Origin of the sequence: Citrifermentans bremense R1, assembly GCF_000426865.1 — a bacterium.
GTDB classification, from domain to species: domain Bacteria; phylum Desulfobacterota; class Desulfuromonadia; order Geobacterales; family Geobacteraceae; genus Geomonas; species Geomonas bremensis.
The window spans coordinates 16,503-32,711 of sequence record NZ_AUGE01000002.1 but is presented as its reverse complement, the minus strand read 5'-3'; the positions used below and the strand labels follow the sequence as shown (position 1 = coordinate 32,711).

The window sequence follows — 16,209 nt, the reverse complement described above, 5'->3', positions numbered from 1 at the left end:
ATGCGGTTAGAATAAGTGCGGATTAATTTTAAGCGTTAGCGCCTATTAATGACGCTTACCTCTGGCCGGGCCGGCACGGATTTTCGAAGGCATGCTCGGCCATGTTTTTGCTGCCTGCCTGCAAACTAGTTATCGCACGGAGACGCCGATGGCAGAGTCGTACATACTGCTAGTTGAAGACAACCCCGACGATGCCTTCCTTGCCAGCCGCATCATCAGGAAGGTGTGCCCGGACGAGATCCTCGTGGCAAGGGACGGCGAAGAAGCAACCGAGCTGCTGCAACGCATGGCCCGCGACGGGAGTTATCACCGCATCAGGTTCATGCTCCTCGACCTCAAGCTCCCGAAGATAAACGGCCTCGACCTCCTGCTCTGGATCCGCAAGAACGACCAGCTCCAAAAACTCGACGTTGCCATTCTCACCTCCTCGGACAACGAAATGGACCAGGAACGCTGTTTCGAGCTGGAGGTGCTCGACTACCTCTACAAACCGATGACGGCCGACATGCTGCAGCGCCTGCTGCGGCACAGGGAGGAGGGGTGAATGCCAGATGAGCCTGCCCGGGGGAGCGAAGAGATCCCCCTGCCGCGCGAGGTCGGCGGCATAGCCCTTTTGTACGTGGAGGACGAGGCGGACGCGAGAGTCATGGTGGCGAAGATGCTCAGCATGAACTACCCGCACCTCACCATCTACCACGCCGACAACGGTGCCACCGGGCTTGAGCTTTACCGGCAGCGGCGCCCCGACATCGTGATGACCGACATCAACATGCCTGTCATGGACGGGATCAGGATGTCACGTGAAATCAAGTCCTTAAACCCCGAAGTACACATCATCGCAGTAACAGCCCACAGCGACACCTCCTACCTCTTGAACGCCATCGAAATCGGCGTGCACAACTACGTGCTGAAGCCGCTCAACTACCAGGAACTGTTCGGCGTGATCGACAAGGTGCTGGAACAGGTGGCACTGAAGCGCCTGGTGGGGGAGCAAAACCAGCGCATCCTCGAGAGCGAGAAGCAGTTGGCGGGCTCCCAGCGCATCGCCCACCTGGGAAGCTGGGAGTGGCACGTTGACTGCGGCACCATGAAATGGTCGGACGAGCTCTACCGCATCTGCGGCCTCGAGCCCGGCTCTCTCACCCCTGACTACCAGCGTTTCCTGGAGCTTTTCGCCGTCGAAGACCGCCCGGTCATCGAGAGGCTCATGCATGACGCCCTGAAGGGAGAGGCGGAGGAGGATCATCGTTTCTGCCGCGTGCTCCGCCCCGACGGCTCCAGAAGGATCGTTCGGGTGGAAGCGGACCTCTTGACTGAGGAGCGCGGCCTGAAGGCGACGGTGATCGGGACCTGCCACGACGTGACCGAGCTGAAGGAGGCGGAGGAACAGGTTCGGCTTTTGACGGAGGACCTGGAGCGGCGCGTGATCCAGCGCACCTCGCTTTTGCAGGCGACTGTGAGCGAACTGGAAAGTTTCAGCTATTTCGTCTCCCACGACCTGCGCGCGCCGGTGGCGCGGCTGGAAGGGTACTGCAAGGCTCTCTTGGAGGACTGCGGGGACGAGGGGCAAGGCAACTGCCGGCAGTACGCAGAGCGCGCCGAGCACGTGGCGCAGCAGATCAAACAGATCATCGACGCCTTCAACAGCCTGACCCACTACGCGCGCTGCGCCCTTGCCATAGGCGAGACCAACCTGAGCGCGGTGGTACGGGAGGTGGCCCAAGAGCTGCAGCAGGACGATCTGCAGCGCCGGGTCGAGGTTCTGGTGGCGCCCGGGATCAGGGTGAGGGGGGACGCGGAACTGCTGCGCACCGCCGTGAGCGAGCTTTTGAAAAACGCCTGGAAGTTCACCTCCAAAACGGAGTACGCCCGCATCGAGTTCGGCAGGCGCGAGCAGGAAGGGGTCTCGGTCTACTTCGTAAAGGACAACGGGGCTGGTTTCAACATGAAGTACGCCGACAAGCTCTTCAAACCTTTCCAGACCATCCACACCCCCGGCGAGTTCGATTGGAACGGCACAGGGATCGGTCTCGCCAAGGTGCACAGCATCATCCTGCGCCACGGCGGCCGGGTCTGGGCTGAGGGAGAGGTCGGCTACGGGGCGACCTTCAGCTTCACCCTGGAACCCAACCCGGAAACGGGGAACTACCTGACGGAGGGGCTTTCCTCCCTGGAACAAAGGGGCTAGGGCATGGCCTACGACCAATCCGCATCCAGGCTGCCTGCAGAAGGGATTGAGGAGCTGAGGGCGCACCTGGCCGCCATCGTCGATTCCTCCGACGACGCCATCGCCAGCAAATCCCTGGAAGGGGTCGTCGCCAGCTGGAACCAGGGGGCCGAGAAGCTCTACGGCTACGGCGCCTCGGAGGCCATCGGGCGCCATATATCCTTCCTGGTGCCGCCGGAGCGCCTCGACGAGCTGAGGCAGATCACAGAGAAGATCCTGCAAGGGGAACGCGTCAAGAATCTGGACACGGTCCGCCGCCACAAGGACGGCCATGAAATCCCCGTTTCCTTAACCCTCTCCCCCATCTACTGCGAGGCCGGCACCATCATTGGGATTTCCACCATTGCCCGCGACAATACGGAGCGCCTGAGGATGGTGCGGCTTTTGCGGGAGAGCGAGATGCGCTACCGGGTCCTGGTGGAAATGGCCCCCGACGCCGTCTTCGTGCACCAGGACGGGCGTTTTGTCTATGCCAACTGCGCGGCCTTAGGCATCTGCGGGGTGCGGAGCCGGGATGAACTGCAAAGGCGCACCCTGTTCGACCTGGTGCATCCAGACGACAGGGGAAAACTGCGTCAGCGCATCGAGGAACTAAAGGCGGACCAGGGGATAACGCAGCAGGAATACCGGATGTGTTGCCCGTACGGCAAAGAGCTGGTCCTGGAAACCTCCTCCAGCCTCATCGACTACCAGGGAATCCCTTCCATACAGGTCATCGCCCGCGACGTGACGCTACGGAAGCAGCAGGAGCGCGAACGGGAGCAGATGCTCAAGGATCTGGCGTTCCAGCAGAGCCGTTTCGAGACCATGGTCAGGCAGTTGCCAATCGGCGTGGTCATCGCCGAGGCTCCATCGGGCAAGACCCTTTACCAAAACGAGCGCTCCCGGCAGATATTCGGGCGCGATATCGCCCCCGTCTCAGGCATGGAAGATTACCGGCAATGGGAGATGTTCCGCCTGGACGGCACCCCCCTTCCCGCCGAGCAGTGCCCCGTCGCCCTCTCCCTGCTGCAAGGGGAGATCATCTCCGGGGACGAGTACAAGATCAGGCGGGGCGATGGCTCCTACGGTTACATCTGCGTCAACTCGACCCCGCTGCGGGATGCCTCTGAGGAGATCGTCTCCGCCGTGGCGGCCTTCACCGACATCACCGAAAGCAAGCTCGCGGCCCAGGCGCTCTTTGAGAGCGAGGAACGCCTGAAGCTGGCGCTAGACGCGGCTGAGATGGGATCCTGCGATATTGACGTGAATACAGGCGCGGGGATCTGGTCCCGGCATCACTTCACGCTCCTGGGGTACCCCGCGCCCGAAGGCGAATCGGCCCCGGCCGCAACCTCCATGTGGCTCGACCTGGTGCATCGGGACGACCTGGAAGAGGTAAAGAGGCTGCTGGAACAGGCCCGCAGGGACGACACCCTGTTCCGCTCGGAGCACCGCATCCTCAAGGCCGGCAGCGGCGAAACCGTCTGGGTCAACGTGATGGGGCGCTTCATCTGCGAGCAGAGGGAAGGAAGGTGCCGCTTCATCGGCGTCATCTTCGACGTCAGCGAACGCAAGGCTGCTGAGGAGGCGCTTTTGCGCAACGTCCGGCGCTTTAGGCGCATGGCGGATACGATGCCCCAAATATTTTGGACCGCGAGGCCAGACGGCAGCGTGGACTACATCAACGCCTACTTCGAGGAGTACGCCGGCATCGACAGAAGCGGCGTGGAGGAGGGGCACGTCACAGCCGAGACCCTCCTCTCCGGTGTGGTCCATCCCGATGACCGTGACGGGCTGGAGAGCGCCTGGTTCCGGTCCATGGAGAGCTGCGAGCCGTTCCAGTACGAAAGCCGGGTGCGCCGCAAAGACGGGGTCTACCGCTGGCATCTTAGCCGTGCCCGGGCCGAGCTCGACGAGCAGAGAAGGGCGGTCAAGTGGTACGGTACCGCGACCGACATCGACGAGCTGAGGGAGACGCAGGAAAAGCTCGCGGCCAGCGAGACCAGGTTCCGTTGGCTTTACGAATCGAACCTGATCGCCATCTTCTACTGGAACCGCGACGGCGCCATCACTGATGCGAACCAGGCCTACTGCGACCTGGCCGGATATACCAGGGAGGAGTGCCAGTCCGGAGGGCTCAACTGGCTGGACGTGACGGCCCCGGAGTACCTGGAAAGAGACGTAGCCGCCGTGGCGGAGAGCCAGATTCACGGCATCTGCAAGTCCTACGAGAAGCTCTTCATAAACCATGCTACCGGCGTGAAGGTGCCGGTATTGACCGCCATCGCCATATCGGCCGGCTCCGACGAGGGGATCGGCTTCGCCGTGGACCTGACCGAGCTGAAGCGCGCGGAGCAGGCGCTGAAGCACAGCGAATCCACGCTGAAACTCGCCGTCGAGACCACCGGGCTCGGCATCTTCGACCTCGAGCTGAAAACCGGCAAGGGGGAGTGGTCCCCTATCGCCAAGAGTCACTACGGCCTCCCTGCCGATGCGGAAGTGGACCTCTCCACGGTGATTACAGGGGTGCACCCGGAAGACAAGGAGAAGGTAGAGCGGATCGCCAGGGACGCCGCGAGCCCCGGAGGCGCCGGCATTTACAGCGCCGAATACCGTACCGTAGGCGCCATGGACGGCAAGGTCCGCTGGCTCAGCATGCGCGGCCGGGTCTTCTATGACGACGAGGGGACTCCGTTGCGCCTGGTCGGCGCCTGCCTCAACATAACCGACGTGGTGCAGGCCCAGGAGACGCTCAACGAAGAGATGAGCGAAAGGCTGCGTGCGGTCGAAGAACTGCGCCGGCAGGAGCAGCTGCTGATCAGGCAGGGAAGGCTTGCCGCCATGGGTGAGATGATCGCCAACATAGCGCACCAGTGGCGCCAGCCCCTGAACACGCTGGGGCTCATCATCCAGGAACTTCCCACCTACCACGAGCGGAACCTTCTCACCGTCGAGTACCTGGAGGGGAGCGTCTCCCGTGCCATGCAGGTGATCAACTACATGTCGCAGACCATCGACGGGTTCCGCAACTTCTTCGGCCCGGACAAGGAGCGCCAGACCTTCCTGGCGAGCGAGGTGCTGGAGAAGACGGTCTCCATCCTCGACGCGGCCTTCGCCGAACTGAACCTGGAACTTGTGGTTTGGGTGGACCGCGAGGCGGTGGTGCACGGCATACCGAACGAGTACTCGCAGGTGCTTCTCAACATCCTGATGAACGCGAAAGACGCGCTCCTGGAGCGCAAGGTCGAGCATCCAAAGGTCGAGGTCAGGCTCTTCAGGGAGGGGGGAAAATCGGTGGTCACCATCACGGACAACGCAGGGGGAATACCCACGGAGATCATGGACAAGATTTTCGATCCGTACTTCACCACCAAGGGACCGGACAAAGGGACCGGCATCGGCCTGTTCATGTCCAAGACCATCATCGAGAAAAACATGAAGGGCTCGCTTACGGTGACCAACCAGCCGGAAGGGGCCCAATTCCGCATCGAGGTCTGATCATGGAACCTTTGAACCGGCCGTTGAAGGACATCTCGCTCTTGCTGGTCGAGGACGAAATCGAGGCGCGGGACATGCTGGGACGGATGCTCGGCCTCAACTACCAGGGCGTGAGGATATACACCGCCGACAACGGGATGAGCGGCCTGGAGGCCTTCCGCCAGTTCCGGCCCGAGATCGTGGTCACCGACATCAACATGCCGCAGATGAACGGCATCGCCATGGCGCGCGAGATCAAGGAGCTCGACCCCGAGGCCACCATCGTCGCCGTGACCGCCCACAGCGAAACCTCGTACCTGATGAGCGCCATCGAGATCGGCATGGACCATTACGTGCTGAAGCCGGTGAACTACCCGGAACTGTTCCACGTGCTCGACCGCATCGCCGACAAGATCATGCTGAAGCGCCTGGTTTCCGAGCAGGTGGAGCGTATCCGGCGCAGGGAGCAGCAGCTCTCCCAGGCGGAGAGAATCACGCACCTGGGGAGCTGGGAGTGGAACCTGGAGACAGGCCAAGCGGTCTGGTCCGACGAACTGTATCGGATCCTCGGGCTGGAGCCGGAGAGCGTCCCGGCGACCTTCAAAGCGCTTTTGCAGATGGTGCACCCGGCCGACCGTGAGGCCCTGGAAAAGGCGGTTCAGCAGCTGCGCGAGACCGGCAGCGCCATGGGAATCCATTACTACCGGCTGCTGCGCGCCGACGGCGAGGCCCGGATCGTTCGCGGCCAGCTCGAGTCGGTCAGAGACGGCAGCGGTCGGCAGACGGTGATCGGCGCCTGCCACGACGTCACCGAACTCAAATGGGCAGAGGCAGCCCTGCGCGCCTCCGAGCGGCGCTTCTCCAAGATATTCCAGGCGACCCCGGACCTCCTGAGCATCACGAGCCTGACGGACGGGACCATACTGGAGGTAAACGAGGCTTTCCTGCGCGCACTGGGTTACCAGCGCCAGGAGGTGATCGGCACGTACGCCGGGGAGCTTGGGCTTTGGGCCGACTCGGATCAGCCGGCGGCCCTTTTGCAGCAGCTTGAGGTGCGGGGCGAGGTGAGGGACATCGAGGTGCGGCTTAAGGGGAGAAACGGCCGGGAGCTTGAAGGGCTGGTGTCGGCTGAGCTCATTGAGATCAACGGCAACCCCTACCTGCTCACGCTCTTCAAGGACATCAGCGAGAGAAAGAGGCTTGAGGAGGACCGGGCGCGGCTTGCCGCCATCGTGGAATCCTCCGACGACGCCATCATGGCCGTGGACCGCGCGGGGGCCATCACCAGCTGGAACGCCGGGGCCGAAAAGATGTTCGGTTATCCAGCCCAGGACATGAAGGGGGTGCACCTTTCCTTCCTGGTCTCCCCGGAGAAAAAGGAGCAGGTCACTTGCCTCAACGACGGTATCCGCAGCGACGGCGCGGTCACCCACTGCGAGGTGGTGCACGTGACCCGCGGGGGGAGGCAGATCTACGTCTCCCTCACCATGTCCCCCATCAAAAGCGCCGACGGCGGCGTCGTCGGGACCTCCTGCATCGCGCGCGACGTAACCGAGCGCACCCGCATGGAAGAGATCATCAAGCACCAGGCCCAGCACGACACCCTGACCGACCTCCCCAACCGCAAACTCTTCGGCGATTTCCTCAACCTGGAGCTGGCCCAGGCGCGGCGCAACAGAAAGAGCCTCGCCGTGCTCTTCATGGACCTGGACCGTTTCAAGCAGGTAAACGACACCTTGGGGCACGCGGCGGGGGACCGTCTGCTGCAGGCTGTGGCGCAAAGGTTGAAGCGCTGCGTGCGCGAGTCGGACACAGTCGCCCGTATAAGCGGCGACGAATTCAACGTCCTCATGCCGGACTTGGCCCAGACCGACGACGTCGGCATCGTGGTCGGCAAGATCATGGGGGTGTTCCAGACCCCGTTCGTCCTGGAGGGGGCCGAGCTTAAGGTGACCACAAGCGTCGGCGTGAGCATGTTCCCTGACGACGGCGACTCGGCCCAGGAGCTTTTGCAAAAGGCCGACGGCGCCATGTACGTAGCGAAACAGACCCCCGGCAACAGCTACCAGTTCTACAACGGCGAGATCAACGCCCGCACCGTGGCCCGGCAGAACATGGAGCGCCGCCTGCGCGAGGCGGTGTCCAAAAACGAGCTGGATCTGGTCTACCAGCCGCTGTTGAGCCTCAAGTCGGGGGAGATCGTCGGGGCGGAGGCCCTTTTGCGCTGGCACCATCCCGAGCATGGGCTATTGCTCCCTTCGCAGTTTCTCCCGGTCGCCGAGGAGACCGGCGCCATCGTCCCCATCGGCGAGTGGGTCCTCTTGAACGCCTGCAGCCAGATGCGCCTGTGGCAGCGCCAGGGGTTCGACCTAAGCGTGGCGGTGAACCTCTCCAACCGTGAGTTTCACCAGCCGAACTTCATCGACCTGGCCCTGCGCGCCCTTTCCCAAAGCGGCCTCGACCCCGCCTCCCTGGAGCTGGACGTCACCGAGAAGGCGATCATGGACAACCCCGCGTTCTCGCTGCGCAACATGCGCCGGCTGACCGACATCGGCGTCGCCTTCTCGGTGGACGACTTCGGCGTCGGCGCCTCCTCCCTTTCCCGGATCAAGGAACTCCCCATCGCCAAGGTCAAGATCGACCGCAGCTTCATCAGGGACATCCTCACCGAGCCCAACGACCTGGACGTCGTCTCCGCCGTCATCTGCATGTCGCACAGCCTCAAGATGCGGGTCAACGCGGTCGGGGTCGAGTCTGCCGAGCAACTCGCCCTGGTCGGCAGTTTCGGCTGCGACGAGGTGCAGGGGGACCTGATCAGCAGGCCGCTTCCCCCGCACGAGTTCGAACGCCTGTTGGTGGAGGGAGGGGTTCATGCCGAATTCTGAGCCGCTTTGCCTGGTCATCATCCCCTACGAAAAGAAAAAGGACGCCGCCGGCAAGGTGGTCGATTACGAGACGGTGTACCGCCGGCTGATCGTGCCTGCCGTGGAGGCGGCCGGGCTCTTGCCGGTGCGAGCCGACGAGCAGAGGACCGGATGCCTCAACTTAAGGCAGCCGCTGGAGCGGCTGAGGTATTGCGACTGCGCCCTGGCCGACCTCTCCACCGGCGACCCCAGGGTCTTGTACCAGTTGGGGATCAGGCAGGCTGTGCATCCGGTCCGGACGCTCCTGGTTCACGCGGCAGGCTGCGCCCAGCTCCCGCTCGAGGCAGAGGGGCTCCCGGCGGTCCCCTACCGCGTGTCGCCGCACGGCCAGCCGATGCACGAGGCGAAATACCGCGCGCTTTTGACGGAGCGTCTGGTGGAGGCGATGACAGGCGCTGCGGAAAGCGAGGCGTACCGCGCCCTGCGTGGGGGAGGCGGAGAGCAGGCGGCAAAAAAGGAGGGGATAGCCGGGAGGGAGCTTCACGCCACCGTCTTCGCCAACTTGCTTAAAAAGGGGCGGGCCGTGGGGCTTGACGCGCTGCGCGAATTGCAGTCGGAGCTCTCCGCTCAAGCCCAGGCCGACCCGGCGGACCTGGTCGAACTCCTGCTCAGCTATCGCGCTCTGAACGGCTGGAGCGAGATCATCGAGCTGGCGAGGCAGATGCCTCCGGCCCTGGCGGACAGCGTCCTCGTGCAGCAGCAGCTGGGGCTCGCCTTGAACTGGGCCGGTGAGGGGGAGCATGCGGAACAGGTGCTGCGTCAGCTCATCGCCAGGCGCGGGCCTAGCAGCGACAGCTACGGCATCCTGGGACGGATCATGAAAGACCGCTGGGAAAAGGCGCTTACGCGCGGCGACATGGAGCTTGCCAGGGAACTTTTGCAAAAAGCCGCCTCGGCATATCTGAAAGGGTTCGAGGCGGACTGGCGCAGCACCTATCCCGGAGTGAACGCGGTAACCCTAATAGAGCTGAAGGAGCCGGCGGACCCGCGCCGCCGCGAGATCCTGCCGGTGGTGCACTACGCTGTGGAACAGCGCATCCGCTCTGGCGCCGCCGATTACTGGGACTACGCCACGCTGTTAGAGTTGGCCGCTTTGTCCTTGGACGAAGCGAAGGGGAGGGATGCCCTGGGGCGCAGCCTCGCCATGGTGCGCGAGGCGTGGGAGCCGGAGACCACGGCGCGCGACCTGCGGCTGATCCGGGAAGCGCGCCAGCGCCGCGGGGCAGAGTGCCCGGCCTGGGCTGAATACGCCGAATCCGAATTGCTGAAGGCTGCCGAGCGCGGCACGGCGCGCCCCTGACGGCTTAGAGCTTGCCGAAGGCCCGCAGGAACTGCGGCAGCAGCAAAGGGGCATCCGAGTTGATGGCTCCCCCCAGGAAATCCATGATGCCGGGGCGGTACCCGTCGTGCCAGATCTTACTGAACATCTCCGCGCTGGTGCGGCAGGAGCAGTCCGCCTTCCCGGCGTCCCCTTCCAGCGTGTAACTGTCGGCCGATATTGCGATGGTGATGGAAGCTTCTCCCAAGGTAAAGCGGAAGACAGTCCTGTCGGTGAATACCCCTTTACAGAATAAAGTACCCATCTCCCCGGTTATAGCTTCTACGACTTTCTGATCTTCATGCATAACTCTCTGTCCCCTATTCAAATACTTTAGCTGTAACAGTTCCTGTCAGCACTGCGGTCTCGCCGGATAGCGGCAAAGAGCAAGGCTGACTGTCAGTGGGATATTTTTATCCTGTCCAGGTTGTACAACTCTGACTGCGGGATAATATTGATCAGCGCCGCCGAAGTCAAACCATTCCTTGCCGCATTGCAAGCTCCTTATTCATAGCTGCGGCAGCAGAATACTTCCACAAGACATTTTCGTAGCTTGATATATGTCTGCTCCATGTACTATGCTTTGAGCAATGGAGCTTTTATTTTCCAGTTTCTCCGTTGGAGTCAGTCATGGAAAAGGTTCCTTACCGGTCGATACCGGACATGCTCAGACATAGCGCCGCTCAATACCAAGCGCTTAACGCCGTCAAGTTCAGAAAGAACGGACAGTGGGTCACCCTGAGCTACGCCCAGTTCTACAATCGGGCGCTCATGGTGTCGCGGGGGCTGCGCAAGCTGCGGATGAAACCTGGGGACAGGATCGCCATCTTGTCCGAGAACCGCGCCGGGTGGATCATCGCCGACATGGGCATCCTTTGCGGCGGCGGCGTCACCGTCCCGGTCTATGCCACCGGCACCCCGGACCAGATAGCCTATGCGCTTTCCAGTTGCGGGGCGCGCATCGTCTTTCTCTCCGGCAAGGTGCAATACCGGAAGCTGCTCCAGGTGCGGGACGCGCTGCCCGATCTGGAGCACGTGATCTCGTTCGAGCGCTTCCTGGGCGAAGCGGCGCTGCCGGTTACTACCTTCTACCAGCTGAGCGAGGTGGACGACCCCATCCTCGACACCGAAAGGGCCGAGATCGATTCGGTGATCGACTCTCTCACCCCGGAAATGCCGGCCACCATCATCTACACCTCGGGGACAACCGGCACCCCCAAGGGGGCCGTACTCACCCACGGCAACCTCGTTTTCGATGTCTGGGCCACCCTCGACAAGGTCGGAGGGGTGGGGCAGGAGGACCTCTTTCTGAGCTTTCTCCCCTTAAGCCATGTATTCGAGCGCAGCGCCGGGTACTACCTCCCCCTTTCCTGCGGCGCAACAATCGCCTTCGCCGACAGCATGGAGAAGATCTCGGAGAACATGATGGAGCTGCACCCGACCATCATGGTCTGCGTGCCTAGGTTCTTCGAGAAGATCTACTCCCGCATCTACGAAGCGGTGCATCAGCTCTCCCTATTCAAGAGAAAGATGTTCCGTCGCGCCCTTGCCGTCGGGCGCCGCTACGTCTACGCGCGCTACATAGATAAATACGTGCCGTTTTGGCTTTCCTTCCAGCACGCGATCGCGGACCGGCTGGTGTTCAGCAAGCTGCGCAGCCGCTTCGGCGACCGCCTCAAGTTCTGCGCAAGCGGCGGCGCGCCCCTGGACCGGGAGATCAACGAGTTCTTCTGGATCATCGGGGTGCCGGTCTTCGAAGGGTACGGCCTCACCGAGACGAGCCCCGTCCTTTGCAGCAACAGCTATGACGCCCTGCGCTTCGGATCGGTCGGGACCCCGCTCGCCTCTACCGAGATCGCCATAGCAGGCGACGGCGAGGTGCTGGCGCGCGGCCCGCAGGTCATGGCCGGCTACTTCAACGACGAGGCCGCGACGAAGGAGGCGCTGGCCGACGGCTGGTTCAGGACCGGCGACATCGGCCGCCTGGAGGAAGGCTTCCTCTACATCACCGACCGCAAAAAGGACCTGATCGTCACCGCCGGCGGGAAGAACATCGCCCCCCAGCCGATCGAGAACCTCCTGAAGCGGGACAAGTACATCTCCCAGGCCTACGTCTACGGCGACAGGAAGCCCTACCTGACAGCACTTCTGGTCCCGACCCTGGAAAGGCTTTTGGAATTCGCCCAGGAGCGCAGAATCGCCTACCACGACCTGGATGACCTGGTCGTGCACCAGCCTGTGATCGAGCTGTACCAAAGCCGCGTCGAGGCGGTCAACAACGAGCTTGCCCCCTTCCAGGCCATCAAGAAGTTCGCGCTCTTGCCGCGCGACTTCACCATTGACAGCGGCGAGCTGACCCCGACCCTCAAGGTGAAACGGCAGGTGATCTCGGAGCGGTACCGGGACCAGATAGACCATCTCTACAACGGCAGCGAATCGTAAGGGCCTGCCTGCGCAATCGGAGGACGTGATGAGACAGATAAACAAGGTCGCGGTATTGGGGGCAGGGGTCATGGGAGCGGCCATAGCGGCCCATCTGGCCAACGCCGGCGTCGAGGTCCTGCTGCTGGACCTGGTTCCCCCCGACGCCCCGCCCCGGGGAGAGGGAGAGGACCGGGAGCGAAGCCGGATCGCCTCGAACGCGCTTTCCGCCTTAGCCTTCGCGAAGCCCGCGCCGCTGTACGCCCCGGCCTATGCCGAGTACATCCATCCCGGCAACTTCGAGGACGACGCGGCAAGGCTCAAGGAATGCGACTGGGTGATCGAGGTGGTGCTGGAGAACCTGGAGGTGAAGCTGAAGCTCTTCGCAGAGCTGGTGGTCCCGAACCTGAAGCCGGACGCCGTCCTTTCCACCAACACCTCCGGGCTCTCGGTGAACGAACTGGCCCGGGCGCTGCCGATTCAGGTGAGGCGGCGCTTCATGGTCACCCATTTCTTCAATCCCCCCCGCTACATGCGCCTGATGGAGATGGTCCCCTGCGCCGAAACCGACCCGCAATTGCTGGCCGCAATGGCCCAATTCCTGGGGAAGAGGCTCGGTAAAGGGGTGGTCTACGGGAAGGACACACCCAACTTCATCGCCAACCGCATCGGCACCTATACCGGCGCCGCCGCCTGGCGCCACATGACCGCCATGGGGCTTACCGTCGAGGAGGTCGATGCCGTCACCGGCCCGGCGCTCGCCCGACCCAAGACCGGCACCTTCGCCCTCTGGGACCTGGTGGGGATCGATACGGTGGTCCGGGTGCTCGATAACAGCTATGCCCTTCTTTCCGGCGACGACGAGCGTGAGCTGTTCCTGGTGCCGGAAGAGATCCGGCGCATGGTGTCCGACGGTCTTACCGGCAAGAAAGGGAAGGGGGGCTTCTACCGCCGCGAAACCGTAGAAGGGGAAAGCGTGAAGCTTTGCTACGACTACCGTAGCGGCAGCTACAACCCCTGCGTCCGTCCCAAGTTCGCCTCGGTGGCCGCGGCCAAACAGGTCGACGACCCCGGGCAGCGCGTGAGGACGCTTCTATCCGGTGGGGATCGCGCGGCTCAATTCGCCTGGCTCACCCTGCGGGATACCTTGATCTACGTAGTGAAGAGGCTTGCCGAAATCGCCGACGACGCGGTCAACGTCGATAACGCCATGAAATGGGGTTACAACTGGGAGCTCGGCCCATTCGAATTGCTGGACGCCCTCGGGGTCGCCGAGTTCGTCTCCCGCTGCGAGCGCGACGGCGTCGCCCTGCCGGATTGGTTCAAAGAGGTGCAGAGCTTCTACCGGGTCGAGGCAGGCAAAAAGTTCCAGTACCTCCCGGAAAAGCACGATTTCGCAGAAATACCGAGGCCCGAGGGAAGCGTCTCGCTCACCCTTTTGAAAAGCGCCGGCGGCGAGGTGGAGCGAAACTCAGCCGCTTCGCTCATCGACATAGGCGACGGCGTCTTCTGCCTCGAATTCCATTCCAAGCTGAACACCATGGGGGGCGAGACGCTCGCCATGATCCAGAAGGGGATCCGTCGCGCCGAGGCCGACGGGATCGGGATGGTGATCGCCAACGAGGGGGGGGCGTTCTCCGCCGGCGCCAACCTGATGCTGGTCGCTATGGCGATAGCGGAAGGGGCCTGGGACGACTTAGCCCTTACCGTAAAGGCCTTCCAGAAGGCGATGATGTCCATCAAGTACTCGAAGGTTCCGGTGGTCGCCGCTCCCCACGGCCTCGCCATGGGAGGGGCGTGCGAGACCTGCCTGCACGCCGACGCCATCAACGCCCATGCCGAGACCTACATGGGCCTGGTGGAGATCGGCGTAGGGCTGATCCCCGCCGGCGGCGGCACCAAGGAGATGGCCATCAGGGCGGTCAGGCTTGCCGAGGAGAACGGGGCCGACGTCTCGTCCTTTTTGTTCCGCAACTACCAGAACATCGCCATGGGCAAGATGAGCAGTTCCGCTGCCGAGCTGCTGGCGCTAGGCCTTATGCGGCAGGGGGACGGCATCACGCTCGACCTGGACCGGCGCATCCACGACGCCAAGCTGAAGGCGATAGCGCTCGCCGCGAATTACCGGCCGGGGCGCCCGGCAACTGGCGTCAAGGCGCCCGGGAAAAGCGTCGCCTCCAGCATCAAGGTGCAGCTTTGGAACCTTGAGCGCGGCGGCTTCATTTCCAGCTACGACAGCTACCTCGCCTCAGGCATAGCCGACGTCATCACCGGCGGCGACGTCCCCGGCGGCACCCTCATCACCGAAGAGTACCTGTTGGAGCTGGAGCGCGAGATGTTCCTCAAGTTCTGCGGCCAGAAGAAGACCTTGGAGCGCATCCAGCACATGCTGAAAAAAGGAAGGCCCCTCAGGAATTAGGCGAATGTCGGGGAACTTAGGACGTATTTTCCCTCCAAGCGCTGCACGTGAACTAACGTTCCCCCCTTTGCGAAGGGGGGACAGGGGGGATTTGGTAAGCAAAAGCTGCATCCGGTCAGCGACTATAGGAGAAACACCATGAGAACCGCATACATAGTTACCGCCCTGCGCACTCCGGCGACCAAGGCCTACAAGGGGAAACTGAGGCAGGTGCGCCCCGACGACCTGGCCGCCGCGGCCATCAAAGGGGTCATCGACGCCACCGGCATCGACCCGGCAGAACTCGACGACGTCATCATCGGTTGCGCCTTCCCCGAGGCCGAACAGGGGATGAACGTGGCGCGCATCGCCGCTTTCAAGGCGGGCGTCCCGTACCAGGTTCCCTGCCAGACGGTGAACCGCTTCTGCTCCTCCGGGCTGCAGACCATCGCCACCGCCGCCGAGCGCATCATGGCCGGCTTCGCCGACTGCATCGTCGCGGGGGGGACCGAGAGCATGTCGCTCATCCCCATGGGGGGGAACAAGTTCAGCGCCAACCCGGGGCTCGTCCATGCCTGGCCCGAGACCTACGCCTCGATGGGAATCACCGCGGAGCTCATGGTCGAGAAGTACGGGGTGTCCCGCGAGGACCAGGACGCCTTCGCCGCGGCGAGCCACCAAAAGGCGGCACAGGCGATAAGGGAGGGGAGGTTTGCCGACGAGATCGTCCCGGTTGAAGCTCAAATCTGCGGCCTGGACGGCCTGAAGATGAAGTGCAGCGTGGAACAGGTTAGCGTCGACGACGGCGTCCGCGCCGACACGACGGTTGCGGCACTCGCGAAGCTCAAGCCCGCCTTCAAGGCCAGCGGCAGCGTTACCGCAGGCAACTCCTCCCAGATGACCGACGGGGCCGCGGCGGCGCTGGTCGTCTCCGAGGATTTCCTGAAGCGAACCGGCTTGCAGCCGATGGCGCGCTTTGTCTGCTTCGCCGTCAAGGGGGTCCCGCCCGAGATCATGGGGACCGGCCCCATCGAGGCCATTCCAGCGGCGTTAAAGCTTGCCGGGCTCTCCCTGGACCAGGTCTCCCTCTTCGAGCTGAACGAGGCCTTCGCCGTCCAGTCGCTGGTCTGTATCGACGAGCTGAAGCTCGACCCGGAGAGGGTCAACGTGAACGGCGGCGCCATCGCCATGGGGCATCCGCTGGGATGCACCGGGACCAAGCTGACCGCGACGCTGTTGCACGAATTGCGGCGCCGGAAGGAGCGCTACGGCTGCGTCTCCATGTGCATCGGCGGCGGCATGGGCGCGGCAGGGATCTTCGAGATGGTCTAAGTCGAGCACTGTGGGGGGGGCGGAGTGCGGGTGTTCTCCCCTCGCCCTCTGGGGGGGGCGGGGGTGAGGGAAGGGGTGTGCGGGGGTGAAGGCTTCCCGCTCCGACTGAAATGACATTACAAGACAGAGG

9 protein-coding genes are annotated in these 16,209 nt (G+C 63.1%); 8 read left to right on the top strand and 1 reads right to left on the bottom strand.

All coding sequences use genetic code 11. The features are described from left to right. The first annotated feature begins 148 nt into the window (after positions 1-148). The 5 genes from K419_RS0102585 to K419_RS0102565 are packed head-to-tail and all read left to right on the top strand — an operon-like array spanning position 149 to position 9,910. Entirely contained in the window at positions 149-544 is a 396-nt protein-coding gene (locus tag K419_RS0102585) for a response regulator (protein WP_026840195.1), read from the top strand. Then, positions 545-2,188: a sensor histidine kinase gene (locus tag K419_RS0102580; protein ID WP_026840194.1), complete on the top strand. Its 1,644-nt coding sequence runs from the start codon at positions 545-547 to the stop codon at positions 2,186-2,188. Positions 2,189-2,191: 3 nt separating this feature from the next. After that, positions 2,192-5,707, top strand: coding sequence for a PAS domain-containing sensor histidine kinase (locus tag K419_RS0102575; protein ID WP_026840193.1), 3,516 nt, complete (start codon positions 2,192-2,194; stop codon positions 5,705-5,707). A 2-nt stretch (positions 5,708-5,709) separates the two neighbouring features. Beyond that, positions 5,710-8,571 (top strand): EAL domain-containing protein, encoded by a 2,862-nt coding sequence (locus tag K419_RS0102570; protein ID WP_026840192.1) that lies wholly within the window; start codon positions 5,710-5,712, stop codon positions 8,569-8,571. Next, entirely contained in the window at positions 8,558-9,910 is a 1,353-nt protein-coding gene (locus K419_RS0102565) for a TRAFs-binding domain-containing protein (protein WP_026840191.1), read from the top strand. The genes K419_RS0102570 and K419_RS0102565 overlap by 14 nt, the downstream gene beginning before the upstream one ends. Before the next feature lie 4 nt (positions 9,911-9,914). Here the strand turns inward: K419_RS0102565 and K419_RS0102560 are convergent, their stop codons facing one another. Further along, positions 9,915-10,235: a hypothetical protein gene (locus K419_RS0102560; protein WP_012530557.1), complete on the bottom strand. Its 321-nt coding sequence runs from the start codon at positions 10,233-10,235 to the stop codon at positions 9,915-9,917. Between the two features lie 323 nt (positions 10,236-10,558). Between K419_RS0102560 and K419_RS0102555 the strand changes: the two genes are divergently transcribed. From K419_RS0102555 to K419_RS0102545, 3 genes are all read left to right on the top strand, one after another. Beyond that, positions 10,559-12,370 carry an AMP-dependent synthetase/ligase gene (locus K419_RS0102555; protein WP_026840190.1) on the top strand — a complete coding sequence of 604 codons (1,812 nt, stop codon included), beginning with the start codon at positions 10,559-10,561 and terminating at the stop codon, positions 12,368-12,370. Between the two features lie 28 nt (positions 12,371-12,398). Further along, positions 12,399-14,768: a 3-hydroxyacyl-CoA dehydrogenase/enoyl-CoA hydratase family protein gene (locus K419_RS0102550; RefSeq protein WP_026840189.1), complete on the top strand. Its 2,370-nt coding sequence runs from the start codon at positions 12,399-12,401 to the stop codon at positions 14,766-14,768. 138 nt (positions 14,769-14,906) lie between these two features. Continuing rightward, a complete protein-coding gene (locus K419_RS0102545) occupies positions 14,907-16,079 on the top strand; it encodes a thiolase family protein (protein WP_026840188.1) in 1,173 nt (390 codons plus the stop codon). Positions 16,080-16,209: the final 130 nt, after the last annotated feature.